The sequence below is a fragment of the Streptomyces sp. NPDC006733 genome (assembly GCF_040636125.1).
In the GTDB taxonomy this organism is placed as follows: Bacteria; Actinomycetota; Actinomycetes; order Streptomycetales; family Streptomycetaceae; genus Actinacidiphila.
Genome location: NZ_JBEYJD010000017.1, coordinates 130,919 through 155,586, shown reverse-complemented (window position 1 = coordinate 155,586; position 24,668 = coordinate 130,919). Strand labels below are relative to the sequence as shown.

Annotated in this window: 22 protein-coding genes; 13 read left to right on the top strand and 9 right to left on the bottom strand. The window is 71.5% G+C overall.

The genetic code is table 11. From position 1 onward, the window contains the following. Positions 1 to 138 precede the first annotated feature (138 nt). The 4 genes from ilvD to ABZ721_RS17510 all read right to left on the bottom strand — a co-directional run bounded on the left by ilvD (position 139) and on the right by ABZ721_RS17510 (position 4,702). On the bottom strand, positions 139 to 1,980 hold the full coding sequence (gene ilvD, locus ABZ721_RS17525; protein ID WP_358789490.1) for a dihydroxy-acid dehydratase: 1,842 nt from the start codon (positions 1,978 to 1,980) through the stop codon (positions 139 to 141). 151 nt (positions 1,981 to 2,131) lie between these two features. After that, positions 2,132 to 2,761, bottom strand: a complete 630-nt coding sequence (locus tag ABZ721_RS17520) for a TetR family transcriptional regulator (RefSeq protein ID WP_358789489.1) — start codon at positions 2,759 to 2,761, stop codon at positions 2,132 to 2,134. Next, positions 2,758 to 3,570, bottom strand: a complete 813-nt coding sequence (locus tag ABZ721_RS17515) for a sugar phosphate isomerase/epimerase (RefSeq protein ID WP_358789510.1) — start codon at positions 3,568 to 3,570, stop codon at positions 2,758 to 2,760. Before ABZ721_RS17515 ends, ABZ721_RS17520 begins: the two co-directional genes overlap by 4 nt. A 163-nt stretch (positions 3,571 to 3,733) precedes the next feature. Then, complete coding sequence (locus ABZ721_RS17510) at positions 3,734 to 4,702, bottom strand: Ppx/GppA phosphatase family protein (protein WP_358789488.1); 969 nt, start codon at positions 4,700 to 4,702, stop codon at positions 3,734 to 3,736. A 170-nt stretch (positions 4,703 to 4,872) separates the two neighbouring features. Between ABZ721_RS17510 and ABZ721_RS17505 the strand changes: the two genes are divergently transcribed. Further along, positions 4,873 to 5,634, top strand: coding sequence for a hypothetical protein (locus ABZ721_RS17505; protein WP_358789509.1), 762 nt, complete (start codon positions 4,873 to 4,875; stop codon positions 5,632 to 5,634). Between the two features lie 55 nt (positions 5,635 to 5,689). Here the strand turns inward: ABZ721_RS17505 and ABZ721_RS17500 are convergent, their stop codons facing one another. Beyond that, complete coding sequence (locus tag ABZ721_RS17500) at positions 5,690 to 7,342, bottom strand: hypothetical protein (RefSeq protein WP_358789508.1); 1,653 nt, start codon at positions 7,340 to 7,342, stop codon at positions 5,690 to 5,692. 200 nt (positions 7,343 to 7,542) lie between these two features. Here ABZ721_RS17500 and radA point away from each other — a divergent pair, with 200 nt between their 5' ends. Next, positions 7,543 to 8,928, top strand: coding sequence for a DNA repair protein RadA (gene radA / locus ABZ721_RS17495; protein ID WP_358789487.1), 1,386 nt, complete (start codon positions 7,543 to 7,545; stop codon positions 8,926 to 8,928). Positions 8,929 to 9,029: 101 nt separating this feature from the next. Further along, positions 9,030 to 10,154 (top strand): DNA integrity scanning diadenylate cyclase DisA, encoded by a 1,125-nt coding sequence (disA, locus tag ABZ721_RS17490; RefSeq protein ID WP_269271917.1) that lies wholly within the window; start codon positions 9,030 to 9,032, stop codon positions 10,152 to 10,154. A 74-nt stretch (positions 10,155 to 10,228) separates the two neighbouring features. Here disA and ABZ721_RS17485 read toward each other — a convergent pair whose 3' ends face one another. Then, positions 10,229 to 10,987 carry a hypothetical protein gene (locus ABZ721_RS17485; RefSeq protein ID WP_358789486.1) on the bottom strand — a complete coding sequence of 253 codons (759 nt, stop codon included), beginning with the start codon at positions 10,985 to 10,987 and terminating at the stop codon, positions 10,229 to 10,231. A gap of 206 nt (positions 10,988 to 11,193) precedes the next feature. On the opposite strand from ABZ721_RS17485, the gene ABZ721_RS17480 reads away from it, so the two are divergent. The 5 genes from ABZ721_RS17480 to ABZ721_RS17460 all read left to right on the top strand — a co-directional run bounded on the left by ABZ721_RS17480 (position 11,194) and on the right by ABZ721_RS17460 (position 15,420). Beyond that, complete coding sequence (locus ABZ721_RS17480; protein WP_358789485.1) at positions 11,194 to 12,090, top strand: A/G-specific adenine glycosylase; 897 nt, start codon at positions 11,194 to 11,196, stop codon at positions 12,088 to 12,090. 282 nt (positions 12,091 to 12,372) lie between these two features. Beyond that, positions 12,373 to 12,903, top strand: coding sequence for a SigE family RNA polymerase sigma factor (locus ABZ721_RS17475; protein ID WP_358789484.1), 531 nt, complete (start codon positions 12,373 to 12,375; stop codon positions 12,901 to 12,903). Continuing rightward, complete coding sequence (locus ABZ721_RS17470; RefSeq protein ID WP_358789483.1) at positions 12,891 to 13,499, top strand: hypothetical protein; 609 nt, start codon at positions 12,891 to 12,893, stop codon at positions 13,497 to 13,499. The genes ABZ721_RS17475 and ABZ721_RS17470 overlap by 13 nt, the downstream gene beginning before the upstream one ends. Beyond that, positions 13,492 to 14,175, top strand: coding sequence for a two-component system response regulator CseB (cseB, locus tag ABZ721_RS17465; RefSeq protein ID WP_358789482.1), 684 nt, complete (start codon positions 13,492 to 13,494; stop codon positions 14,173 to 14,175). Before ABZ721_RS17470 ends, cseB begins: the two co-directional genes overlap by 8 nt. A 6-nt stretch (positions 14,176 to 14,181) precedes the next feature. Beyond that, entirely contained in the window at positions 14,182 to 15,420 is a 1,239-nt protein-coding gene (locus ABZ721_RS17460; RefSeq protein WP_358789481.1) for a HAMP domain-containing sensor histidine kinase, read from the top strand. Positions 15,421 to 15,528: 108 nt separating this feature from the next. Here ABZ721_RS17460 and ABZ721_RS17455 read toward each other — a convergent pair whose 3' ends face one another. Beyond that, complete coding sequence (locus tag ABZ721_RS17455; protein WP_358789480.1) at positions 15,529 to 17,112, bottom strand: MDR family MFS transporter; 1,584 nt, start codon at positions 17,110 to 17,112, stop codon at positions 15,529 to 15,531. Between the two features lie 196 nt (positions 17,113 to 17,308). On the opposite strand from ABZ721_RS17455, the gene ABZ721_RS17450 reads away from it, so the two are divergent. Continuing rightward, complete coding sequence (locus ABZ721_RS17450; protein WP_358789479.1) at positions 17,309 to 17,884, top strand: helix-turn-helix domain-containing protein; 576 nt, start codon at positions 17,309 to 17,311, stop codon at positions 17,882 to 17,884. Positions 17,885 to 17,937: 53 nt separating this feature from the next. On the opposite strand, the gene ABZ721_RS17445 is transcribed toward ABZ721_RS17450, so the two are convergent. Beyond that, the gene (locus ABZ721_RS17445; protein ID WP_358789478.1) at positions 17,938 to 18,642 is read right to left on the bottom strand and encodes a M23 family metallopeptidase; all 705 of its coding nucleotides are present in this window, start codon (positions 18,640 to 18,642) and stop codon (positions 17,938 to 17,940) included. Positions 18,643 to 19,122: 480 nt separating this feature from the next. Between ABZ721_RS17445 and ABZ721_RS17440 the strand changes: the two genes are divergently transcribed. After that, positions 19,123 to 19,467 (top strand): trypco2 family protein, encoded by a 345-nt coding sequence (locus ABZ721_RS17440; RefSeq protein ID WP_358789477.1) that lies wholly within the window; start codon positions 19,123 to 19,125, stop codon positions 19,465 to 19,467. A 5-nt stretch (positions 19,468 to 19,472) separates the two neighbouring features. Further along, positions 19,473 to 22,754, top strand: a complete 3,282-nt coding sequence (locus ABZ721_RS17435; protein ID WP_358789476.1) for an NACHT domain-containing protein — start codon at positions 19,473 to 19,475, stop codon at positions 22,752 to 22,754. On the opposite strand, the gene ABZ721_RS17430 is transcribed toward ABZ721_RS17435, so the two are convergent. Next, a complete protein-coding gene (locus ABZ721_RS17430) occupies positions 22,705 to 23,145 on the bottom strand; it encodes an ATP-binding protein (protein ID WP_358789475.1) in 441 nt (146 codons plus the stop codon). The genes ABZ721_RS17435 and ABZ721_RS17430 overlap by 50 nt on opposite strands. Positions 23,146 to 23,392: 247 nt before the next feature. Here ABZ721_RS17430 and ABZ721_RS17425 point away from each other — a divergent pair, with 247 nt between their 5' ends. After that, positions 23,393 to 24,280, top strand: coding sequence for a helix-turn-helix transcriptional regulator (locus tag ABZ721_RS17425; RefSeq protein WP_358789474.1), 888 nt, complete (start codon positions 23,393 to 23,395; stop codon positions 24,278 to 24,280). Between the two features lie 8 nt (positions 24,281 to 24,288). Continuing rightward, positions 24,289 to 24,486 carry a DUF397 domain-containing protein gene (locus ABZ721_RS17420; protein WP_358789473.1) on the top strand — a complete coding sequence of 66 codons (198 nt, stop codon included), beginning with the start codon at positions 24,289 to 24,291 and terminating at the stop codon, positions 24,484 to 24,486. The last annotated feature ends 182 nt before the right edge of the window (positions 24,487 to 24,668 follow it).

Sequence of the window (24,668 nt, the reverse complement as noted above, 5' to 3'; positions counted from 1 at the left end):
ACGCGCCCCGGGCCACGCCCATCGCCACTCCCGGCGACCGCCGCACCCGCACCCGCACGGGCCCCGGCACGCCGCTGCCCCGTCCGGTCGACGAGTCGACCGGACGGGGCAGCGGGCAGCAGGCAACAAGCAGTGGCGTCAGCGGTCGAGCTTGCTGACGTCGCGGACCGCGCCGGTGTCCGCGCTCGTCACCATTGCCGCGTAGGCGCGCAGCGCCGGGGAGACCTTGCGCACGCGGTCCTTGGGGGCGTAGACGCCGCCCAGGGCCTCGCGGCGGGCCGCGAGTTCCGCGTCGGGGACCAGGAGGTTGACGCCCCGGTTCGGGATGTCGATGCGGATCAGGTCGCCGTCCTCGACGAGGGCGATCGTGCCGCCGGACGCCGCCTCCGGCGAGCAGTGGCCGATCGACAGCCCCGAGGTGCCACCGGAGAAGCGGCCGTCGGTGATGAGCGCGCAGGCCTTGCCCAGACCGCGGCCCTTGAGGAACGAGGTCGGGTAGAGCATCTCCTGCATGCCGGGGCCGCCCTTGGGGCCCTCGTAGCGGATGACGACGACGTCGCCCTCCTTGACGCGCTTGGTGAGGATCGCGTCGACCGCCGCCTCCTGGGACTCCACCACGACGGCGGGGCCCTCGAAGGTCCAGATCGACTCGTCGACCCCCGCGGTCTTCACGACGCAGCCGTCAGCGGCGAGGTTGCCGTACAGGATCGCCAGGCCGCCCTCGGTGGAGTAGGCGTGCGCGACGTCGCGGATGCAGCCGCCCGCGGCGTCCGTGTCGAGGGTGTCCCAGCGCTCGGACTGCGAGAAGGCGGAAGCGGAGCGGACGCAGCCGGGGGCGGCGTGGAAGAGCTCGACGGCCTCGGGCGACGGGGAGCCGCCGCGGATGTCCCAGCTCTTCAGCCAGTCGGCGAGCGAGGGCGAGTGCACGGTGTGCACGTCCTCGTTGAGCAGGCCGCCGCGGTACAGCTCGCCGAGGATGGCGGGGATGCCGCCGGCCCGGTGCACGTCCTCCATGTAGTAGTCGCCGTTGGGGGCGACCTTCGACAGGCAGGGCAGCCGGCGCGAGAGCGCGTCGATGTCCGCCATGGAGAAGTCGACCTCGGCCTCCTGGGCGGCGGCCATCAGGTGCAGGATCGTGTTGGTCGAGCCGCCCATGGCGATGTCGAGCGCCACGGCGTTCTCGAAGGCCGCCCGGGTCGCGATGTTGCGCGGCAGGACGGTCTCGTCGTTCTGCTCGTAGTAGCGCTTGGTGATGTCGACGATCGTCCGGCCGGCGTTCTCGTACAGCGCCTTGCGGGCGGTGTGGGTGGCCAGCACGGAGCCGTTGCCGGGCAGGGCCAGGCCGATCGCCTCGGCGAGGCAGTTCATCGAGTTGGCGGTGAACATGCCGGAACACGAGCCGCAGGTCGGGCAGGCGTTCTCCTCGATGCGGAGGATGTCCTCGTCCGAGACGTTCTCGTTGACCGCGTCGGAGATCGCGTTGACCAGGTCGAGCTTGCGGACGGTGCCGTCGACCAGGGTGGCCTTGCCGGCCTCCATCGGGCCGCCGGAGACGAAGACGACCGGGATGTTGAGGCGCAGCGCGGCCATCAGCATGCCCGGCGTGATCTTGTCGCAGTTGGAGATGCAGATCAGCGCGTCCGCGCAGTGCGCCTCGACCATGTACTCGACGGAGTCGGCGATCAGGTCGCGGGAGGGCAGCGAGTAGAGCATGCCGCCGTGGCCCATCGCGATGCCGTCGTCGACCGCGATGGTGTTGAACTCGCGCGGGACGGCGCCCGCCGCCAGGATCGCCTCGGAGACGATCCGGCCGACCGGCTGGAGGTGGGTGTGGCCCGGTACGAACTCGGTGAAGCTGTTGGCGACAGCGATGATCGGCTTGCCGATGTCGGCGCTGGCCACGCCGGAGGCGCGCATCAGGGCGCGGGCCCCCGCCATGTTCCTGCCGTGGGTGACCGTTCGTGACCTCAGATCGGGCACGGTAGCTCCACTCCCTCAAGTTCGTCCTCGGATCCTTCCGACAGTACGCCGAGGTTCCACGCCCTGGACAGTCTGTCCGGAATGCGGGACGAATGGCTCATATCCCGGTCACGGAGCAGGCCCCAGACCCGCACTACGCCCCGGCCCGGCGCTACGCCTCGGTCAGGTACCGCTGCAGCGTGGGCGCGACCAGCGCGACGATGTCCTCGACGTCGGCCGAGGCCAGCGGCTCCACCTTGATCACGTAGCGCAGGATCGCGATGCCGACCATCTGGGACGCGGCCAGCTCGGCCCGCAGCTTCGGGTTCGGCACCCGCAGGTCCTCCGCGATCCGCTCCAGCAGTCGCCGCAGCAGGAACTTGCGCAGCACGGCCGCCGCCGTCTCGTGCGTCAGCGCGGACCGGACCACGGCCAGCAGCGGGCCGCGCGACGCCGGGTTCTCCCAGACGCCGAGGAAGTAGCGGGCGAGCCGTTCGCCGATGCCGTCGGGGCCGGGGCCCACCACGTCGGGGATGTGCAGCGCTGGCTCGAAGGTCAGCTCGATCGCCGACGCGAAGACCTGCTCCTTGGTGCCGAAGTAGTGGTGCACCAGTGCCGCGTCCACCCCCGCCGCCTTCGCGACCGAACGGACCGACGTCTTGTCGTAGCCGTGCGCGGAGAACTCGGCCCGTGCCGCGGACAGGATGCGCTCCCGCGAGTCGGACGTCCCGGCCCGGGTCCCGCTGGGACGCCCCCGGCGGCGCGGCCCGCCCGCCGCCGCGTCCGGCGCTTCCGCCGTCACGCGCCGGGGACCCTGGCCGCCGTGGCCAGGTGGAGCCGGGTGAAGGCCAGCGCCTCGGCGAGGTCGGCCTCGCGTTCCGCGGCGGACATCGCCCGCCGGGTGTTGACCTCGACGACGACATGGCCGCTGAAGCCGCTCAGCGCGAGGCGCTCCAGGAGCTCGGCGCAGGGCTGCCCGCCCCGGCCGGGCACCAGGTGCTCGTCCTTGGCCGAGCCGTTGCCGTCGGCGAGGTGGACGTGCGCGAGCCGGTCGCCCATCCGGTCGACCATCTCCAGGGCCGCGCTGCGGGACGTGGAGGCGTGCGACAGGTCCACCGTGAAGTGCCGGTAGTCGTCCTTGGTGACGTCCCAGTCGGGCGCGTACGCGAGCATCTCGCGGTCGCGGTACCGCCACGGGTACATGTTCTCGACGGCGAAGCGGACGTCCGTCTCGTCCGCCATCCGCCAGATGCCCCGCACGAAGTCGCGCGCGTAGTTGCGCTGCCACCGGAACGGCGGATGGACGACGACGGTCGACGCGCCCAGCGTCTCGGCCGCCGCGCGCGCCCGCTGCAGCTTGATCCACGGGTCCGTGGACCACACCCGCTGGGTGATCAGCAGGCACGGCGCGTGCACCGCGAGGATCGGGACCCGGTGGTAGTCGGAGAGCCGGCGCAGCGCCTCTATGTCCTGGCTGACCGGGTCGGTCCACACCATGACCTCGACGCCGTCGTAACCGAGCCGCGACGCGATCTCGAACGCGGTCGCCGTCGACTCCGGATAGACCGAGGCCGTGGACAGCGCGACCTTGGCGTCCGGCACGCGCACCACGCCTCCGGGCGCGGAAACGACCCCGGGCACGGGAACGCCCCCGGGCGCGGGCACGCCTCCGGGCGCGGGGATCCCGAACGCCGGTCGGTCCGCGTGCGCCTCATGGTCCGCTGGTTCAGCCACGGGAGACAGCGTACGGCGACCGGTCAGCCGAACGTCACTCTCATCTGCGCCGACGTGACACGGTCAACATGGAGCCGCGTTCGTTCCCCATCAGGTCGAGTTTGCGCAGAATCACACCTTCGCGAAGGGCCCAGGGACATATCTCCAGCTCCGCCACGCCGAAGAGGTCCATCGCCGCCTCCGCCACGAGGGCGCCCGCCAGCAGCTGTCCGGCGCGGCCCTCGGAGACGCCCGGCAGCTGCGTACGGTCGGCCCTGCTCATCGCCGACAGCCGGGGCACCCACTCCTCCAGCGACTTCCGGGTCAGCGACCGCTGGGTGTACACGCCCTCCGCGCTGCGGGCGGCGCCCGCGATCCGGGCCAGCTGCTTGAACGTCTTCGACGTGCCCACCGTGTGGTCCGGGCGGCCGAGCCGGGAGAACTCCGCGACCGTACGGGCGATCTCGGCCCGCACGTGCTTGCGCAGCGCGCGCACGTCCTCGGTGGCGGGCGGATCGCCCGGCAACCAGCCGCTGGTCAGCCGGCCCGCGCCGAGCGGCAGCGAGACCGCCGCGTCCGGGTCCTCGTCCATGCCGTAGCCGACCTCGAGGGAGCCGCCGCCGATGTCCAGGACCAGCAGCCGGCCCGCCGACCAGCCGAACCAGCGGCGCACCGCAAGGAACGTCAGCCGGGCCTCGTCCTCGCCGGACAGCACCGTGAGCGTCACCCCGGTCTCGGCGGCGACCCGCGCCAGCACCGCCTCGCCGTTGGCCGCCTCGCGGACCGCCGACGTGGCGAACGCCAGCACGTCCTCCGCGCCCTTGTCCTCGGCGACCCGCAGCGCCTGCGCGATCGTCGCGACGAGCCGGTCGACGCCCTCCGAGCTGATCGCCCCCTGCTCGTCGAGCAGCTCCGCCAGCCGCAGCTCGGCCTTGTGGGAGTAGGCCGGCAGCGGGCGCGCGCCCGGGTGCGCGTCCATCACCAGCAGGTGAACGGTGTTGGAACCCACGTCGAGCACTCCGAGTCGCATGGGACAGACGCTAGCGCCCATTCGCGCCGCACATGGTGCGGGGGCCGCAGCGGACCGTGTCCGGGCCCGCGGCGATCTACCCTGGCGGCGTGGCGAAGAACGTGGCAAAGAAGCTCAAGCAGTCGAAAACGCCCTCGCGGCGCCCCGCATCCGTCCCCGTACCGGACTCCGTGCCGGACGAGGTCGGTCCCGACTTCGCCCGCGCCTGGGTCGAGTTCCCCGACCCGGCCGACGACGAGCAGCTGTTCCGCTGCGACCTCACCTGGCTCACCTCCCGCTGGACGTGCATCTTCGGCCAGGGCTGCCAGGGCATCGTCGCCGGCCGCGCGGCCGACGGCTGCTGCTCGCTGGGCGCGCACTTCTCCGACGAGGAGGACGAGCAGCGCGTCGCCGGCCACGCCGCCCGGCTCACACCGGAGACCTGGCAGTTCCACGCCCTGGGCACCAAGAAGGCCGGTGCCTGGGCCATGGTCAACGAGGACGGCGAACGGCAGACCCGCGTCGTCGACGGTGCCTGCATCTTCAGCAACCGGGCCGGTTTCGCCGGAGGGCAGGGCTGCGCCCTGCACGCGCTGGCGCTGCGGGAGGGCAAGGAGCCGCTGGAGACGAAGCCGGACGTGTGCTGGCAGCTGCCGATCCGCCGCACGTACGACTGGGTGGACCGGCCCGACGAGACGCGCGTCCTGGTCGTGTCGATCGCGGAGTACGACCGGCGGGGGTGGGGTCCGGGAGGGCACGACCTGCACTGGTGGTGCACGAGCGCGACGTCCGCGCACGGGGCGGGCGATCCGGTCTACGTGTCGTACCGGCCGGAACTGACGGAGCTCATGGGGCCGGCGGGGTACGGGCGGCTGGTGGAGCTGTGCGAGGCACGGCTGGCCTCGCTGCTGCCGATGGCACCGCACCCGGCGGATCCGGTGTCCCCGGCCTAGGGAGGGGCGGAGGGCGCGGGGTGGGCGGGGGCCGGGCCCCCGGCACCCCGCGCGCTCAGCTCGTCGCCGGGGCCGACGACGTCGACTCGCTCGGGGTCGGGGTCGGTGACGGCGTCGTGGGGGCCGGCGTCGGGGTCGGCGACGGCGTGGTGCGGGTGGGCGTCGGGGTCGGCGTGTGGGTGGGGCGGCTCGGCGTGCCCTGGACGGTGACCGCCGCTCCCGCGGGGCTCAGGGTGATGTTGGCGGTCCAGGGGTTCGGCGGCTCGGCCGCGTGGATGACCGTCACGGTGATCGAGACCGACTCCCCCGGGTTCAGGTCGCCCGCCGTGGCGCTGAGGTGGAGCCAGTGCGCCGGGGTGGACGCCGTCCAGTGGACGGGGCCGTCGCCGCTCGCCACGAGGGTGATGACGGTGGTGCCGCCGCGGGACGCGGCCGTGACGGTGAGCCGGCCGGTGCCGGGTGCCACGGAGGGCGTCGGGCCGGCGGAGCCGGACGAGGGGGACGGGCCGACGCTGACGGTCGTCCTCGGCGACGGGCCGGCCGCGGGCCGCCGGCCGTCGTCGGTGCCGGTGCTGCCGGCCTTCTCGTACGGGTGGCCGTCGATGCCGTCCGCGCCGTCCACGTCCCGTTCGCTGGCGGAGACGCCGCCCGGCTGGTCGGCGCCGATCGGCGCCCCGCGGTAGGCGGCCCACAGGGCGAGCACCGGGGCCGCGACGACGGCGGCGACGACCGTGGTGGTGACGGCGCGGTGCCGCAGCTGGGCGAGGCGGGCGGCGCGGTCGCGGTGGTCGAGGGGGAAGCCGCGCCGGTCGAAGCGCGGGGTGCCCTCGCGGCTGCGGCCGGCGCCCTCGCGCAGGGAGTGCATCAGGGCGGCGTACGCGGCGGACCGCGGCGCTTCGAGCATGGTGAGCACGGCGGTCGTCGCCGTGGGGGCGGCGGCGCCCGGCCAGGACGCGCCGACGACGGCGCGCTCGGCGGTGAGCCGGCACTGCGGGCACTCGTCCACGTGCCGGACGAGTTCGCGGCGCAGGGCCGTCCCGAGCAGCACCTGGGTGTCGCCCGCGAGCCGCGCGACGACGGCACACGTGCCGACCTCGACGACGGCGAGCGCGGCGCGGGTGCGTTCGACCTCGCAGGCGGCGCGGGCGAGGAGGGAGCGCGCCGCGTCCGGCTCGATGCCGAGGACGTGGCCGACCTCGTGCGGCGGGAGCTGGTGGCGGACGGCGAGTTCGAGCGCCTCGCGCTGCTCGGGGGTGGTGCCGGCGGCCTCCGGCCAGGCGAGGGCGGACAGCTGGCCGCGGCGCTCGTCCGCGACCGCCTCCGACATGCGGGGCAGCTCGGGCCGGCCCTCCGCGAGGCGGCGCCGGCAGGACCAGCGGGCGAGGGCGTAGAGCCAGGGACGGCGCAGCCCGGCGTCGCGGAGCCGGCCGCGCTGGCGCTCGGCGAGGGCCAGCACGTCGCCGAGCGCGGCCGCGGCGGCGTCGTGCTCGCAGAGGACGGAGAGGCAGTAGGTGAACAGCCCGTCGAGATAGGGCTCGTAGTGGGCCGGGGGCTGCATCGGCAGTGTGCCGTTCGGGCGTCGGTCCTTGCGGTCACGCTGTTCCGGACGCGCTTCGGGGCGCGTCCGCGAGGCCGCCCGGTGCTTGCGGTGGGTGCCGGTGCGAGTGCCGGCACCGGCGTCCTGGGGATGGATCTCCTGCCTGCTCATCACCTGGCGACGGTAGGGCGGCGGGGGCACCGGTCTCAGGCGTCCTGCGGGCCGTTAACCCGTATGGGTGGTGATGCCGCTCAAAAGGGGACACCCCGTTAGCTCGGACGAGTGCGGTGGGGAACGGCGGTACGGGTGCCGGCGGCGTCACGCCGACGCATCGGGACGCGTTGTCGGACCCTGCCGCTACGGTGAACCCCATGCCTCCCCGCAAGACCGCCACGAAGGACCGCCCGTCCTACCGCTGCACCGAGTGCGGCTGGACCACTGTGAAGTGGCTCGGCCGCTGCGGGGAGTGCCAGGCCTGGGGCACCGTCGAGGAGTTCGGCGGCGCGCCCGCCGTCCGGACCACGGCGGCCGGCCGGGTGACGACGGCGGCCAAGCCGATCGGCCAGGTGGACGTCAGCCAGGCGACGGCCCGCTCGACGGGTGTGCCCGAGCTGGACCGGGTGCTCGGCGGCGGGCTGGTGCCCGGCGCGGTCGTGCTGGTCGCGGGCGAGCCGGGCGTCGGCAAGTCGACGCTGCTGCTGGACGTGGCGGCGAAGGCGGCCAGCGCGCAGGGCCCGACGCTCTACATCACCGCCGAGGAGTCGGCGTCCCAGGTCCGGCTGCGCGCCGACCGGATCGGCGCGCTCTCCGACCACCTGTACCTGGCGGCGGAGACGGACCTGTCGGCGGTCCTGGGCCATCTGGACGACATCAAGCCTGCGCTGCTGATCCTGGACTCGGTGCAGACGGTGGCGTCCCCGGAGATCGACGGCGCGCCCGGCGGCATGGCGCAGGTCCGCGAGGTCGCGGGGGCGCTGATCCGGGCCTCCAAGGAGCGCGGCATGTCGACGCTCCTGGTCGGCCACGTCACCAAGGACGGCGCCATCGCGGGCCCCCGGCTGCTGGAGCACCTGGTCGACGTGGTGCTGAGCTTCGAGGGCGACCGACACGCCCGGCTGCGACTGATCCGCGGCGTCAAGAACCGGTACGGGGCGACGGACGAGGTCGGCTGCTTCGAGCTGCACGACGAGGGCATCACCGGTCTGGCCGATCCGTCCGGGCTCTTCCTGACCCGCCGCGACGAACCGGTCCCGGGCACGTGCCTGACGGTCACGCTGGAGGGCAAGCGGCCGCTGGTGGTCGAGGTCCAGGGGCTCACCGTGGACACCCAGATCCCGTCCCCGCGCCGCACGACCTCGGGTCTGGAGACCTCCCGGGTCTCGATGATGCTCGCCGTCCTCGAACAGCGCGGCCGGATCCAGGCGATCGGAAAGCGCGACATCTACACGGCGACGGTGGGCGGTGTGAAGCTCACCGAGCCCGCCGCGGACCTGGCCGTGGCCCTCGCGCTGGCCAGTGCGGCGATCGACACACCGCTGCCGAAGAACCTGGTCGCGATCGGCGAGGTCGGCCTCGCGGGCGAGGTCAGACGGGTCACCGGGGTGCAGCGCAGGCTGTCGGAGGCCGCCCGGCTGGGGTTCACCCACGCCCTGGTTCCGCCGGATCCCGGGAAAATCCCGGCGGGCATGAAAGTGGTCGAGGTGGCCGACATCTCGGACGCTCTGCGGGCGCTTCCGAGGCGGGGTTCCAAGGGCTAGAGAGGGTCCGAACAGCGGTCGCTGGCCCATTGCGGAGAGAACGTCAGTAAACTTTGCCCTGGTCTCGCCCTTTGGGCATCCGTAGCGACCGGAGGATTGCAGTGGCAGCCAACGACCGGGCAGCAGCTCCCGGCAAGTCCGGCGGGAGTTCCGCTGCTGATGCCCTGATGCGCGCTTCGCTCAGTGCGGTAGCTCCCGGCACCGGCCTGCGGGACGGACTCGAACGCATTCTGCGGGGCAACACGGGCGGGTTGCTCGTCCTCGGCATGGACAAGACCGTCGAGTCGCTCTGTACCGGCGGCTTCGTCCTCGACGTGGAATTCACCGCGACCCGGCTGCGCGAACTGTGCAAGCTCGACGGCGCGCTGATCCTCGACAAGGACCTGACGAAGATCCTGCGGGCCGGCGTGCAGCTGGTCCCCGACTCCAACATCCCGACCGAGGAGACCGGCACCCGGCACCGCACCGCGGACCGGGTCAGCAAGCAGGTCAACTTCCCGGTCGTCTCCGTCAGCCAGTCGATGCGGCTGATCGCCCTGTACGTCGACGGGCAGCGCCGGGTCCTGGAGGACTCCGCCGCGATCCTGTCGCGGGCCAACCAGGCGCTGGCGACCCTGGAGCGCTACAAGCTGCGCCTGGACGAGGTGGCGGGCACGCTCTCCGCACTGGAGATCGAGGACCTGGTCACGGTCCGGGACGTCAGCGCGGTCTCGCAGCGGCTGGAGATGGTCCGCCGGATCGCCACCGAGATCGCCGAGTACGTGGTCGAGCTGGGCACCGACGGCCGGCTGCTCTCCCTGCAGCTGGACGAGCTGATCGCGGGCGTCGAGCCGGAGCGCGAGCTCGTCGTCAAGGACTACGTGCCCGAGCCGACCGCGAAGCGGAACCGGACGGTGCCCGAGGCGCTCGTCGAGCTGGACGCGCTGCCCCACGCGGAGCTGCTCGAACTCACCACCGTGGCCCGCGCCCTGGGCTACACCGGCTCCCCCGAGACGCTGGACTCCGCGGTCTCGCCGCGCGGCTACCGGCTGCTGGCGAAGGTGCCGCGGCTGCCGAACACGGTCATCGACCGGCTCGTCGAGCACTTCGGCGGCCTGCAGAAGCTGCTGGCCGCGAGCGTGGACGACCTGCAGACGGTGGACGGGGTCGGCGAGGCGCGGGCGCGGTCGGTGCGTGAGGGCCTGTCCAGGCTGGCGGAGTCGTCGATCCTGGAGCGTTACGTCTAGTACGACGCCTGTGGAGCACGCGAGGGGGGTCGGGGCAGCTGCCCCGACCCCCCTCCGCACACTCCACGAGCGTTCTAGTCGGCCTTGAGGACGAAGGACGCCTGCTTCGGCGCGAAGCCCGGGAGCCTCGCCTCGACGAGGTACGTCGTCCCGACCGCCGCCGGCTGGTTCTTGGGAGTGGCGCAGGCCGGGGAGCTGGTCTGGCGGTTCCACTCGACGGCGTAGGTCGTCGCGCTGCGCGCCGGGACCTGCAGCAGGTAGGAGCCGCGGGCCGCCGGGCAGTCGTCCGTGGACCACACGTGCTTGTTGCCGGTGGTGTCGGTGATGGTGATGACGGCCGCCGTCGAGCCGAAGTCGAGCTTGCAGGCCGTCGCGCCGGAGTTGGCCGCGGTCAGCTCGAACTTCGGCTTCTCGCCGGGCGCGTAGGAGTTCCGCGTGCTGCGCAGCGTCAACTGCACGTCCGAGACGGCGCAGTCGGCCAGGGTCGAGCCGGCCGGGAGCTGGTTGCCGGAGCCGCCGGCTGCCGCTCCGCCGTTCGGGGAGCCGGAGGACGAGCCGGATGTCGCACCGTTCGAACCGCCGCCGGACGCACCGGTGTCGGTGCCGCCGGTGGACGACCCGGAGGAGCCGCCGGACGAGGTGCCGTCCGAGGAGCCGCCACCGCTGGTGTCGCGCCCGCCCGGGCGTCCGGGGAGGTGCGAACCGCTGGGGGTGGGGCCGGGCGTGATGGAGGTGGCCGGGGTGCGTCCGTCAGGTCCCTTCGCGCCGGAGCCGCCGCCGGAGCCGCCCGAGGTGAAGGCCCACACCGCCAGCACGACGATCAGGGCGACCATGCAGAGCACAACAGCCCGCCGTCGCCAGTAGATGGACGACGGAAGAGGTCCGATCGGATTGCGCACAGAGCCCACACGCGAACTCTAGGGGAGATCGACCGCGCACTGACGCAACACCCGCCGCACCGGGCGTGGTCTTTCCCGATCATCACGTTTTCCCGCCGGGTCGGTCACTGACAGTGGCATGTGCGAGGATCGATGACGCTATGAGCACTGACACCCACGCCACCGCGTACGACGATCTGCACGCTCCGGTCATCGACTGGTTCGACGAGCACGCCAGGGACCTCCCGTGGCGCCGCCCGGAGGCCGGGGCGTGGGGTGTGATGGTCAGCGAGTTCATGCTGCAGCAGACCCCCGTCAGCCGCGTCCTGCCGGTGTACGAGCAGTGGCTGGCGCGCTGGCCGCGCCCGGCGGACCTGGCGACGGAGCCGGCGGGCGAGGCCGTCCGCGCCTGGGGGCGGCTCGGCTACCCGCGCCGCGCGCTGCGGCTGCACGCCGCGGCGACCGCGATAGCGCTCGGCCATGGCGGTGAAGTCCCGCGCGACCACGCCAAGTTGCTCGCGCTGCCCGGGGTCGGCGAGTACACCGCGGCGGCCATCGCCTCGTTCGCGTACGGGCAGCGGCACGCGGTGCTGGACACCAACGTCCGCCGGGTCTTCGCGCGGGCCGTCACCGGCATCCAGTACCCGCCGACGGCGACCACCGCCGCCGAGCGCCGTACCGCCCTGACACTGCTGCCCGACGACCGGGCGACGGCCGCCCGCTGGGCGGCGGCGACGATGGAGCTGGGCGCGCTGGTCTGCACCGCGCGCACCCCCGACTGCGTCCGCTGCCCGATCGCGGCGAGCTGCGCCTGGCGGCTGGCCGGCTCCCCCGCCCATACCGGCCCGCCGCGCCGCGGCCAGACGTACGCGGGCACCGACCGCCAGGTGCGCGGGAAGCTGCTCGCCGTGCTGCGGGACGCGGTCGGACCCGTGCCGCAGTCCGCGCTGGACGCGGTGTGGCACGAGCCGGTGCAGCGGGCCCGTGCGCTGGACGGGCTGGTGGAGGACGGTCTCGTCGAGCCGCTCGCCGACGGCGTCTACCGGCTGCCCGGCTGAACACGGGGCCCGTCTCCCCAGGCTGCCCGGCTGAACCCGGGGTCCGCGCCCACCGGCTGCGCCTGGCCGAACCCGGTCCCGGTCCCGTCCGGTGCCCGTTTAAACCTCCTTCGGGACGTTGGTCCTGAGGCTGTTACATAACCGACGGCTTCCTGTGAGCCCCCTGTGCGCCCACGGTGGCAAAAGCCCAACATCCCCTCCGTAGCGTCGTTCTCGTCGGAACGGTTGGCACATCAGCGCAACAGTCGACAGGGCGGGACAGCACGGGACGGAGGGCTACCCATGGCGGCGAACGGCACGGTTCTGGAGTTCGAGGAGTACGTGAGGACGCGGCAGGACGCACTGCTGCGCAGCGCACGGCGGCTCGTGCCCGATCCGATCGACGCCCAGGACCTCGTCCAGACCGCGCTGGTGCGCACCTACCCCCGCTGGGACGGCATCGCGGACAAGGCGCTCGCGGACGCCTACATGCGCCGCGTCATGATCAACACGCGCACCGAGTGGTGGCGCAACCGCAAGCTCGACGAGATCCCCACGCAGGAGCTGCCGGACGCCAGCGTCGACGACGGCGCCGACCAGCGCGCCGACCGCGAGATGCTCCGCGACGCGCTGCAGGTCCTCGCGCCCAAGCAGCGCCAGGTCGTGATGTTGCGCCACTACGGCCAGCTGTCCACGGAGGAGACCGCCCGCGCCCTGGGCATGTCGACCGGTACGGTGAAGAGCACTCTGCACCGTGCGCTCGCCCGGTTGCGCCATGAGCTGGAGCACGGCCGCTACGGCTACTCACGGATGGAGGGCGTGTGCGCCGCCTAGCAGCGCTGATCGCGGTGGCAGTGGCCATGTGCCTGCTGACCACGCTCGCAGGCTGCAGGACCGGCACCGGGGCACGCCGTGAGGGCCCCGCACCCCTCCAGACCCTGAAGGCGGAGCCCAGCCCCGCGCCGTCCATCGCCGGCGACCCGGCGGCACTGGCGAAGCTGGTGAAGAAGGACACCCGGAACGTCAGCGCGGAGGTGCGCGAGGACCTCGCGCCCTGCGCGGGCGACGAGTACCCGGTGGACACCTCGTCCGGTGATCTCACCAGCGGCGAGGGACCCGATCTGATCGTGAATGTCGCCACCTGCGGCGACGGCATGGGGATTGCGAGCTATGTGTACCGGATGATCGACGGGCAGTACCAGAACGTCTTCGCCGACGAGCAGCCGCCGGTCTTCGGCAGCGCCGAGAACGGGAGACTGGAGATCATCCGCCAGGTGTACAAGGGCGACGACCAGGTCTGCTGCCCCACCGGGCAGGAGGCCCTGACGTACGTCTGGAAGGACAACCGGTTCGTGCAGGTGGAGCGGACGTACACCGATTACGGGGACGCGCTCCCCACTCCTATGCCGGAAAAGAAGAGGAATGGCTGAGACACACGTCCTGTTCGTCGAGGACGACGACGTCATCCGCGAGGCGACCACGCTCGCGCTGGAGCGTGACGGCTTCAAGGTGACGGCGGTCGCCGACGGGCTGGCCGGGCTGGAGGCGTTCCGCGCCCAGCAGCCCGATCTCGCGCTGCTCGACGTGATGGTGCCGGGTCTCGACGGCGTCAGCCTGTGCCGGCGGATCCGCGACGAGTCGACCGTGCCGGTGATCATGCTGTCCGCGCGCGCCGACTCCATCGACATCGTGCTCGGCCTGGAGGCCGGCGCCGACGACTACGTGACGAAGCCCTTCGACGGGGCGGTGCTGGTCGCCCGGATCCGGGCGGTCCTGCGCCGTTTCGGCCACGCCTCCTCCGGTGACGAGCCGGCGGAGGCCGCCCTGCTGTCCTTCGGCGACATCGAGATCGACCCGGAGGGCCTGGAGGTCACCCGCGGCGGCGAACGCCTCGCCCTGACCCCCACCGAGATGCGGCTGCTGCTGGAGTTCTCCTCCGCGCCCGGCGCGGTGCTCTCCCGCGACCGGCTGCTGGAGCGGGTCTGGGACTATGAGTGGGGTGGCGACACCCGGGTCGTGGACGTCCACGTCCAGCGGCTGCGCGTCAAGATCGGCCAGGACCGGATCGAGACGGTGCGCGGCTTCGGTTACAAGCTCAGGGCCTGACACACCATGCCGTTGTTCCCCCGCTCCAGTCTGCGCTGGAAGCTCAGCGCCGCCATCGCCTGCGTCTCGGTGCTCGTCGCCGTGGCGCTGAGCCTCGTGGTGCACAACGCCGCCCGCGTCAGCATGATCGACAACTCCCGTGACGTGCAGGACGAGCGGGTGCAGTCCGCGCTGCGGATCTACGAGGTCACCGGCAAGAAGGTCTTCTCCGCCCAGCTCGACGACCCGGCCCTGCCGAAGCCGCTCAAGGAGTTCGCGGCCAGGGGCGAGCGGGCGACATACGTCCAGGACAGCGGCGGCGCGCCGATCGTGTGGGCCGAGACGCCCACCAACGACGGCCGCATCCTGTCGCTGCGCACCACGTTCAAGGACCGCTACTCGGTCCTCGTCGACCTCGACCAGGCCCTGATCGTCGGCTCGCTCGCGGTGGTCGTGGGCGGCACCGCGCTCGGCGTGCTGATCGGTGGCCGGATGTCCCGGCGGCTGCGCAAGGCGGCCGTGGCCGCCCGCAAGGTCGCCGACGGCAACCCCGAGGTGCGGGTGCGCGACGCGATCGGCCGCCGGGTGCGCGACGAGACCGACGAGCTGGCGTCCGCCGTCGACGCGATGGCCGACGCGCTGCAGGACCGGCTGGAGGCGGAGCGGCGGGTCACCGCCGACATCGCGCACGAGCTGCGCACCCCGGTGACCGGGCTGGTCACCGCGGCGGAGCTGCTGCCGCCCGGCCGCCCGGCCGAGCTGGTGCGCAACCGCGCCCAGGCGCTGCGCACCCTGGTCGAGGACGTGCTGGAGGTGGCGCGGCTGGACGGGGCGGCCGAGCAGGCCGACCTCCAGGAGGTCGCGCTCGGCGACTTCGTCCGCCGGCGGGTGCTGGCGATCGATCCGGACGCCGAGGTGACCGTGATCGAGGACGCGGTGGTGCACACCGATCCGCGCCGGCTGGAGCGTATCCTCGGCAACCTGCTGGCCAACGCCGCCCGGCACGGCAAGCCGCTGACCGAGGTGAGCATCAACGGGCCGTTCCTGCGGATCCGCGACCACGGTCCCGGCTTCCCCGACGACCTGCTGCGCGAGGGCCCCAGCCGCTTCCGTACCGGCAGCTCCGACCGGGCGGGCGGCGACCACGGCCTTGGCCTCACCATCGCCGCGGGCCAGGCCCGCGTGCTGCGCGCCCGGCTCACGTTCCGCAACGCCCCGGCCTCCGACGGCGGCGGCGCGGTCGCGCAGCTGCTGCTGCCGCGCTGAGGCGCGTGCTCCGTGCACGACGGCGGCCCCCGGCGGGGTTCTCACCGCGCCGGGGGCCGTCGTCGTACGTTCAGGATGTGCGTTCGGGGTGTGCGTTCAGCGGCCGCGTCAGATCGCGTCGACCGGGTGCAGCGCCGCGTCCGCGGGAGCGGCGTCCTTGTCGGCGTCGCCGGGGGCCTGCGGAGCGCCGCGCAGCGGGATCTCCTTGACGAACCAGGCCGCCACGAAGCCGACGATGCTGATCACCGCGCCCCACAGGAAGACGGTGTGGGTGCCGCTGGAGACCGCGTGCAGGTAGGCGTCGCGGATCTGCGCCGGCAGGTGGGCGATGCTCTTCGGGTCCAGCTGGGCCGAGCCCTCCATCGCCTTGCTGCCGGCGGCGCCGCCCAGCTCGGTCATGGTGTCCTGCACGTGGTGCGTGAAGAGCGCGCCGAAGAGCGAGACACCGAACGAGCCGCCGATGGTGCGGAAGAGCGTCGCGGACGAGCTGCCGACGCCCAGGTCCTTCATCTCGACGCTGTTCTGCGCGACGAGCATGGTGATCTGCATCAGGAAGCCCATGCCCGCGCCGAGCACGGCCATGAAGACGCCGGACCAGAAGCGGGTCGTGCCGGTGTCCATCGTGGACAGCAGGTACAGCCCGACGGTGATCAGGCCGCCGCCGAGGATCGGGAAGATCTTGTAGCGGCCGGTCTGGGTGGTGACCCGGCCGGCGATCAGCGAGACGACCATCATCGACAGCAGCATCGGCAGGAGCAGCAGGCCGGAGTTGGTGGCCGAGGCGCCCTGGACGGTCTGCTGGTAGAGCGGCAGGAACGTCATCGCGCCGAACATCACGAAACCGACGAGGAAGCCGATCAGGGAGATCAGCGAGAAGTTGCGGTTGCGGAAGATGTGCAGCGGCATGACGGGCTCTTTGGCCTTCGTCTCGGCCCAGATGAAGGCCGCGATCGCGACGACGCCGAGGACGAGGAGACCGATGATCTGCGGGGAGGCCCAGTCGTACTGGGTGCCGCCCCAGGTGGTGAGGAGCACCAGCGCGGTGATGCCGACGGTGAGCAGTCCGGCGCCGAGGTAGTCGATCCGGGCCTGGACGCGCTTCTTCGGCAGGTGCAGGACGATGTAGATCATCCCGAGCGCCACCGCGCCGAGCGGCAGGTTGATGTAGAAGCTCCAGCGCCAGCCCCAGTTGTCGGTGATGGTGCCGCCGACGAGCGGGCCGCCGATCATCGCCAGCGCCATGACGCCGGCCATCATGCCCTGGTACTTGCCGCGTTCCCGCGGCGGTATGAGGTCACCGATGATCGCCATCACACCAACGATCAGGCCGCCGGCGCCGAGGCCCTGGACCGCGCGGAAGGCGATCAGCTGGTCCATCGTCTGGGAGAGGCCGGAGAGCGCCGAACCGGCGAGGAAGAGCACGATCGACGTCATGAAGATGCCCTTGCGACCGTACATGTCGCCGAGCTTTCCCCAGATGGGCGTCGAGGCGGCGGTCGCGAGCGTGTAGGCGGTGACCACCCAGGAGAGGTGGTTGAGGCCGCCCAGCTCCCCCACGATCGTCGGCATCGCGGTACCGATGATCATGTTGTCGAGCATCGCGAGCAACATCGCGATCATGAGCCCGAGCAGAACCACACGCACACTGCGCTGAGGAGCCGCTTCGGGTGGCGTTTCTGCGGTCTGGGACATGACCGGTGCCTCCCCTGGAAGGGCGGCCCGCTCGCGCTTTTGGTACTTACTTGCCGCCCGGCTAGTTTATTACGATACTGAAGGTAAGCCGTCACTAGCCGGTCGTCAAGTAAGTAGATTAGGTTTGACGAAAGCCATACCGGAGCCATGGCCGGCTACCGGTCACACGGGCGTTCAACGCAGGAGAGCGGTAGTCATGGGCACTTCGCAGGCACGTCGCGGGGACACCCGCCACCGCATCCAAGACGTCGCGCTCGAGCTCTTCGCGGAGCAGGGGTACGAGAAGACGTCGCTGCGGGAGATCGCCGAGCACCTCGACGTGACGAAAGCCGCGCTCTATTACCACTTCAAGACCAAGGAAGACATCCTCACCAGCATCGTCGAGGACATCGGCCGGCCGGTGGACGAGCTGATCACCTGGGCCGAGGCGCAGCCGCGCACGCTGGAGAACAAGCAGGAGATGCTGCGCCGCTACAGCGCCGCCCTGTGGGGCGCGTCGGCGCTCTTCCGGTTCATCCAGGAGAACCAGGCCACGGTGCGGGAGCTGAGCATCGGCGAGCAGTTCAAGAGCAAGATGCTCGCCCTGAACGGCCTGCTCAAGGAGCCCGGGTTCTCGATGGCGAGCCAGGTGCGCTGCATCACGGCGCTCTTCGCGATGCACGCCGGGATGTTCGCCGTGCAGAACATCGAGGGCGACCCCGAGGAAAAGCGCGAAGCTATCCTCGAAGTCGCCCTCGATCTCATCGCCCAGGCCCATCAGGACCTGGACTGACCCGTATGTCTGCGCGGGTCACCTGCCGAAGCAGGTCACATGCTGGCCGCAGGTCACATGTTGACGCCGTGCTGGTGCAGGAAGGCCAGCGGCTCCTCGCCCGAACCGTAGACCGGGCTGGTGCGGGCCTCGAAGTGCAGGTGCGGGCCGGTCGAGTTCCCCGTGCTGCCGGACTTGCCGATCTCCTGGCTGGTGCTGACGGTCTGGCCGACCGAGACCTCGAGCTTCGACAGGTGGCCGTACTGGGTGTACGTGCCGTTCCCGTGCTTGATCACGATGTTGTTGCCGTAGGCGCCGCCCCAGCCGGCCTCGACCACGGTGCCGCCGTGCACGGCCTTGACCTTGGTGCCGGTCGGCACCACGAAGTCCTGGCCGGAGTGCTTGTGCGCCCAGTGGGAGCCGGCCTGCGCGAACGACGCGCCGATCGTGTAGCCGTCCACGGGCTTCACCCAGCCGTTCAGGCGCGTCTTGCGGTCGGCGGCGGACTTCACGGCCGCACGCTTCTTGGCGTCGGCCTTCGCCTTCGCGGCCTTCGCGCTCGCCGCCGCGGCCTTCTTCTGACCGTCGGCCTGCGTCTTCATCGCGCCCGCGATGCTGCCCGCCGACCCGGTCCCGAACAGACCGGCGTCCTGCGAGTCGGCGGCCATGGCCGCCGTAGAGCCCAGCGCGAGTGCCACGCACACTCCGCCCGCCACCACGGCCGCACGACCACGAAGGGCGGACTTCGGGGCGTGGTTCTTCGTCGAGTTCTTCAGCATGCAGGGTTACCTCACTGAATGGGGGGTAGGACACCGAAGCGACCGTGGGCCGCTCTGGCCATTCAGTGGTAACCCGCCGCGCTGCGCCGACACAAGGCGCCCGGCTACTATCCGCGGCAGTAGCAAAGGTGAGGACGAAAAGCCTCTTGCCAACGCGGCGCCGAGTATCCGATAGCATCCCAGCACCCGCCCCCACCAGGCAAAACGGTACGGGAAAGCCTCCAGGCCGCCGGCCCCAGGATTCGACGCCGAGCCGCCTTCCACAGCAGCCAATCATCGACTATTCCGGCTAGTAATCGCGAAATGGCCCGTGTGCCATGTCACCGGCCCATAAGATCCACTTTCTTTCCTTCGGGACCTCTCACCATTCCCCCGGGCCTAAAGTCCTGTGACCCCCGCCACTCAATTCCCCGAAAAGCAGGGCGGAGCCCGCGCCCGCTGCCCTACCGTGGCCCCATCGAGAGGGCGGGGGCACACACGGTGGCAGCGGACGAGTACCTGAACGACATCGAGCTGGCGGACGCGGTGGAGGCGGTGCGCGAGGGCCTGGCGACCGCTGCCGCGCGCGGCAGCGGCAAGAACGTCCGGTTCGAGGTCGGCGACATCCACATGGAGTTCTCGGTGGAGATCCGCCGCGACGTGACGGGCAAGGCCGGCGTCAAGGCCTGGGTCGTGGACGCCGGCGCGGAGACCACACGCTCCCGCGGCCGCACCCACACCGTCTCCTTCACCCTCAAGCCGAAGAACGCGGCCACCGGCGGCCACCTGGACGTCCACATGGACGACGAGGGCTCCAGCAGCCACTTCACCGACGCCGGCACCTGACGGCGATGCCCATCGGTCCCCGCCGCGAACGCATCGCGGCGGTCTTCTCCGGCGGGCGGCAGGGCAGCGGCTACCTGCTGACCGCCCGCCTCGTCCTGACCGCGGACCACGTGGTCGCGGATCCGGACGACATCCGCGTCATCACGCCGGGCGGGCGGGGGGAGGTGCGGTGCAGGCGCGTGTGGTCCGGGCGCGTGGAGATCCAGGGCGAGCCGTTCGGCACGGACGTCGCCCTGCTGTCCGCGGCCACGGACATCGCCCCCCTCCCGGACGCCGAGTCGGAGCACTATTGGGGCGCTGTCACGACGCTCACGCCGATCCGCGGCTGCGAGGCGTTCGGCTTCCCCCTGGTCCAGCGGGACGCGGCCGGCCGGCTGGAGAGCGAACAGCTCACCGGGACGCTGAAGCCCGGCACCGGCTTCCTCGGCGGCGACGGCACGCTGACCCTGGACGACACACCGCCCGCGGCCCGTCCGGACGGCGCCTCCCCCTGGGCGGGCATGTCCGGGGCGCCGGTCTTCCGGGACGACACGCTGCTGGGCGTCGTCTCCGGAGATCCGAAGGGCTGGCAGCACAGCCGGCTGACCGTGGTCATGGTGGCGCCGCTGCTCTCGGGGCAGGAGTTCACCGACACCCTGCGCGCGGACGAGCTCTTCGCCGTGACGTCCGGCCCGGTGCTGATCAGCGAGGACGACGCGTTCGAGACCCGGTACGCGGCCTTCCTCGCCGAGCGCCACAGCCGGCTCACCATCTTCGGCATCGACCTCAGCAGCCGTTCCCGCGCCAGTTGGCCGCTCGACGCCGCCTACGTCAGCCTGGAGACGACCAGCCCCGACCGGCTCGCGCAGGAGGAGGGAATCCCGGTCCCCACCGGCCCCCGCCCCGCCGACCAGGCACTCGCGGGGCACGATCGCGTGCTGCTGCGCGGCGTCGCCGGATCCGGCAAGACGACGCTCGTGCAGTGGCTCACCGTCCGGGCCCTCCGCGACGACGGGCCGGCCCGCGTCCCCTTCGTGCTCCCGCTGCGCACCCTCATCCGCCGCGACGCGCTCCCGCTCCCCGCCGACTTCCTCGCCGCCGTCCGCGCCCCGATCTCCCCGCCGCCGGGCTGGGTGGAGCGCGTGCTCACCGCCGGTCGCGGCCTGCTGCTCGTCGACGGCATCGACGAGGTCGGCGAACGCGACCGCGAGCGGGTACGCGACTGGCTGGGCGACCTGCTGATCGCCTTCCCCGGCAACCAGTGGCTGGTCACCACCCGGCCGTCCGCCGTCGAGGAGTCCTGGCTCGCGCGGGAGGGCTTCGCCGACTTCACGCTGGCGCCGATGAACCGCGCCGATGTGGGTTCCTTCGTCCAGCGCTGGCACAACGCCGCCCGGGCGACGGAGACGGACACCGAGGAACTGACGCGCCTGGACGCCTACCGGGCCTCCCTCCAGCAGGCGCTGCGCACCAAACAGGACCTCGCCCGCCTCGCCACCAACCCCCTGATGTGCAGCCTGATCTGCGCCCTGCACCGCGACCGGCACGGCTACCTCCCGCAGGGCCGCAAGGAGTTGTACGACGCCGCGCTCTCCATGCTGCTGGCCCGCCGGGACCGTGAACGCGACCTGCCCGTCCAGCTCACCGAGGAGCCGCAGATCCAGCTCCTCCAGAAGCTCGCGTACTGGATGATCCGCAACGGCCAGGCGGAAATGGACCAGTCCGACGCCATCGGCCTCATCGACGCGGCCCTCCCGTCCATGCCCGCCGTCGGCGCCGCACTGGGCGACGCCCGGCAGGTCTTCCGCTACCTGCTGGAACGCAGCGGTCTGCTGCGCGAGCCGGCGGAGGGGGCCGTCGACTTCGTCCACCGGACGTTCCAGGACTACCTGGGCGCGAAAGCGGCCGTCGAGGAGCGGGACTTCGACCTGATGGTGCGCAACGCGCACCACGACCAGTGGTCCGACGTCATCCGCATGGCCACCGCCCACGCCCGCCCCACCGAACGCGCCCGCCTGCTCCGCAAACTGACCGCCCGCGGCGACCGCACCCCGACCTACCGCGCCCGCCTCCACCTCCTCGCCATGGCCTGCCTGGAACACGCCCCAGAACTGGACCCGGCGGTCCGCACGGACGTGAACGCCCGCGCGAGCGCCTTCATCCCCCCGCGCACGGACGGGGAGGCGGACGCGCTGGCGGGCATCGGCCCGGTCGTCCTGGAACTGCTTCCGGGCCCGGAGGGCTTGGAGGACGACGAGGCGGAAGCCGTCGTCCGGACGGCGATGACCATCGGCACCGAGGCCGCCATTCCGCTGCTGGCCCGGTTCCGCGACCATCGGAACCCTCGTGTCCACGACCGCCTGGCATGGCGGTGGACCAGGTTCGACGACTCGGAACGCTATGCGGCCGAGATTCTCTCGCACCTGCCCAGAGACAAGACCCTGTACCACGCCGAATCGCCGGCAGAGCTGGCCATGCTCGGCCGATTGGGCAGGGTCGAGCGGCTTTTCACGACAGGCCCCATGACGGCGAAGGATCTCACCACCGCGCTTGATCCCGACAGCGTGCGGGACCTCACCCTGTGCCAGAACCCCCTGGTGAGCGACCTTGGATTTCTCTCCGCCTTGCCGCGGCTGAGAGGTCTGCAGATCAATGACTGCCAGAACATACGTGAACTGTCCTCGCTGGGGCGGTTGGCGCTGAGGCAGGTGTTCCTCGTCTATCTGCCACACGTCGATCTGGCCGACCTGGCATCGAGCACAGCGATCGAATTGCTGTCCGTCGGACGTGGCGTGCCGTGGGGCGGCGTCCGCACGATCCCCCGCACGCTCCCGTTGCAGTGGCTCTACGTGGCTGACCCGGCCCCGCGGCTGACGGGCATCGGGGACTTCCCCGCGCTGCGGCATCTGGGGCTCTCGGGCGGGGGATTCCTGCCGTCGCCAGAGGACTGGGACTGCATGTCCGTCCATCCCGGGCTCAACTCGATGTCCGTCTCCTTCGGCGAGCACGAAGCACTGCCGCGCCGCCTGAAGATGCCTGGCATCGAGACGCTGGGAGTCAGCGGTCCATCGGGCGTGGAGCGGCTGCAGGAGGTCGTGCGCTGTTTTCCCCTGCTGCGCGAACTGGTCGTCTACGGAGACCCGGCCGGTCACAGCGCCATCGACCTGGCACCGCTCGCTGAACTCCCCCACCTCATGAGCGTGTACGTCTTCAACGCCGCCGCCGTCCTTCATGCCGACGCGATCCCCACAGCCGAGGTCACCCCCCGCCCCCGCCCCCGTGACTGGCCCCCCGCCGCCCCAGCGTGAACCACACGCCGGTACCCGGCCGGGCCGCCGTGACCCCGCACCCGTCGGCGAGCGCGGTCACGAGGAACAACCCGCGCCCGCCGAGGTCCCCCACCGCGGCCCGCCGCGGCACCGGCCGCCCCGGAGCGCCGCCGCCGTCGTACACGGCAACCCGCACCTGCTCCCGCTCCACGGCAAGCCGCACATGCACCTCGCCACCAACATGCAGATGCACGTTGGTCACCAACTCCGACGTACAGATCGCCGCGGTATCCGCGAGCCACCCCAGCCCCTCCGCCCCCAGCGCGGACCGAACGAAGTCCCGACAGACCTTGGGGGCGGTCGCCGTACCGGGAGTGAACAGGGTGTACGTGTGCGGCAGTTGCTCGTCATCGGGCGGCTTGTGATCCACGGGGGGCTCCCTTGCGCTGGCTGAGTCGAATCCGCAGTGGCATGCCGGTCGCCACGGCCGTGACGCTTCGGTGCGCTTCCGCGTGGGACGCGGGTATGGCGACGACCTGCCACCAACTCCGCTCTGTGAGCGCTACGCGACTCAAGGTAGCGGATAGGGGATGACATGTTCAACCTTCTGGCCGGATCAGGTGGACCCCCTCTCCCGGCGAAGGCAGACTGTGAGCCAGAACCTGAGGAGAGACCGCGTGGCACTGCGAACCACCATTACCGAACGACAGCGTCGACTCGGCGTTGAGCTTCGGAAATTGCGGGAGCAAGCGGAATTGACCCTGAACGAGGCAGGGGCGTTCATCGACATGGGGCGGGTGCACCTCACCCACGTCGAGGGCGGCCGAACCGCGATCGCTCCCGATCGAATCCGCTCGCTCTGTCGCGGCTACGGGTGCACTAGTTCAACTCTCGTCGCCGCCTTGGTCGGCATGGCCGAGAACACCGGCAAGGGCTGGTGGAGCGCCTACAAGGGCAAGCTCCCGCTCCCTTCCCTTGATTTGGCCGAGCTTGAATCGCAAGCGCTCGGATTGCACTCGTACGAATCGCTGTTCATCCCCGGCATGTTCCAGCTACCCGACTACACGCGTGCCGTCTTCGAGGCCAGCGACGCGGTGACCACACCTGCTGGTGTCGAGACAGCCGTCAGTTTCCGGATGGAGCGCCAGGCGATCCTCACCGGCGATGCCGCACCCGAGGTTCACGCAGTGATTCACGAGGCCGCCCTGCACATGCGGTTCGGCGGATCGGAGGTCATGCGCCGACAACTGCTGCAGCTCGTGGAGCTCGCCAAGCTTCCGAACGTGACCATCCAGGTGGTGCCATTCACAGCGACCGGTGTCTCGGGGTTGAACACCCCGTTCTGCTCGCTCACCTCGCACGGTGGCGCTCTCGAAACGGTGCTGCTGGATCATCCGGCCGAGTCGCTCTTCGTGCACGCACCGGAGTCGGTTGCCAAGTACCGGCGGCTATTCGACCGGCTGTGCAACGAAGCGCTCGCCCCGATCGACGCCGACGTTGCGCCGGCGAGCCACGACACCCGGGACTCGCTGGGTCTCATCCAGTACGTCCTCTACACCCTCTAGGAGCGATCATGCCCCAGCTCGGCTGGCAGAAATCCTCGTTCAGCACGGACCAGGCCAACTGCCTGGAACTCGCCATATCCCCCGCCGACGGAACGATCCGCCTCCGCGAAAGCGACGCCCCCGGCGTCATCCTCACCACCACCCGCACCCGCCTCGCGGACCTGCTCGCCCGCATCAAGGCCGACGCAGTCAGCCTCGTGCCCTGACTTGCACGGTTCGACGGAACTGCGGCGCATTCGCGCTCAGCGCGCGACGCCCTGCGTCGTGCAGGACTGGCACAGCGGACTGCTGAGCGAATCGCACGCACTTGGGCCGGGAATTTGTGCAGCAGCCTGCCGCACAAATGCAGCAGGCCAGGAAGGCGTCAGGCCCGGATCGGGCCGGAGCC

Excerpts from the sequence above, each read along its gene's own strand:
- ABZ721_RS17510 (WP_358789488.1), bottom strand. The coding sequence starts at position 4,702 with ATGCGACTCGGAGTGCTCGACGTGGGTTCCAACACCGTTCACCTGCTG.
- ABZ721_RS17500 (WP_358789508.1), bottom strand. The coding sequence starts at position 7,342 with ATGAGCAGGCAGGAGATCCATCCCCAGGACGCCGGTGCCGGCACTCGC.
- radA (WP_358789487.1), top strand. The coding sequence starts at position 7,543 with ATGCCTCCCCGCAAGACCGCCACGAAGGACCGCCCGTCCTACCGCTGC.
- ABZ721_RS17485 (WP_358789486.1), bottom strand. The coding sequence starts at position 10,987 with ATGGTCGCCCTGATCGTCGTGCTGGCGGTGTGGGCCTTCACCTCGGGC.
- ABZ721_RS17480 (WP_358789485.1), top strand. The coding sequence starts at position 11,194 with ATGAGCACTGACACCCACGCCACCGCGTACGACGATCTGCACGCTCCG.
- ABZ721_RS17475 (WP_358789484.1), top strand. The coding sequence starts at position 12,373 with ATGGCGGCGAACGGCACGGTTCTGGAGTTCGAGGAGTACGTGAGGACG.
- cseB (WP_358789482.1), top strand. The coding sequence starts at position 13,492 with ATGGCTGAGACACACGTCCTGTTCGTCGAGGACGACGACGTCATCCGC.
- ABZ721_RS17460 (WP_358789481.1), top strand. The coding sequence starts at position 14,182 with ATGCCGTTGTTCCCCCGCTCCAGTCTGCGCTGGAAGCTCAGCGCCGCC.
- ABZ721_RS17455 (WP_358789480.1), bottom strand. The coding sequence starts at position 17,112 with ATGTCCCAGACCGCAGAAACGCCACCCGAAGCGGCTCCTCAGCGCAGT.
- ABZ721_RS17450 (WP_358789479.1), top strand. The coding sequence starts at position 17,309 with ATGGGCACTTCGCAGGCACGTCGCGGGGACACCCGCCACCGCATCCAA.
- ABZ721_RS17445 (WP_358789478.1), bottom strand. The coding sequence starts at position 18,642 with ATGCTGAAGAACTCGACGAAGAACCACGCCCCGAAGTCCGCCCTTCGT.
- ABZ721_RS17435 (WP_358789476.1), top strand. The coding sequence starts at position 19,473 with ATGCCCATCGGTCCCCGCCGCGAACGCATCGCGGCGGTCTTCTCCGGC.
- ABZ721_RS17420 (WP_358789473.1), top strand. The coding sequence starts at position 24,289 with ATGCCCCAGCTCGGCTGGCAGAAATCCTCGTTCAGCACGGACCAGGCC.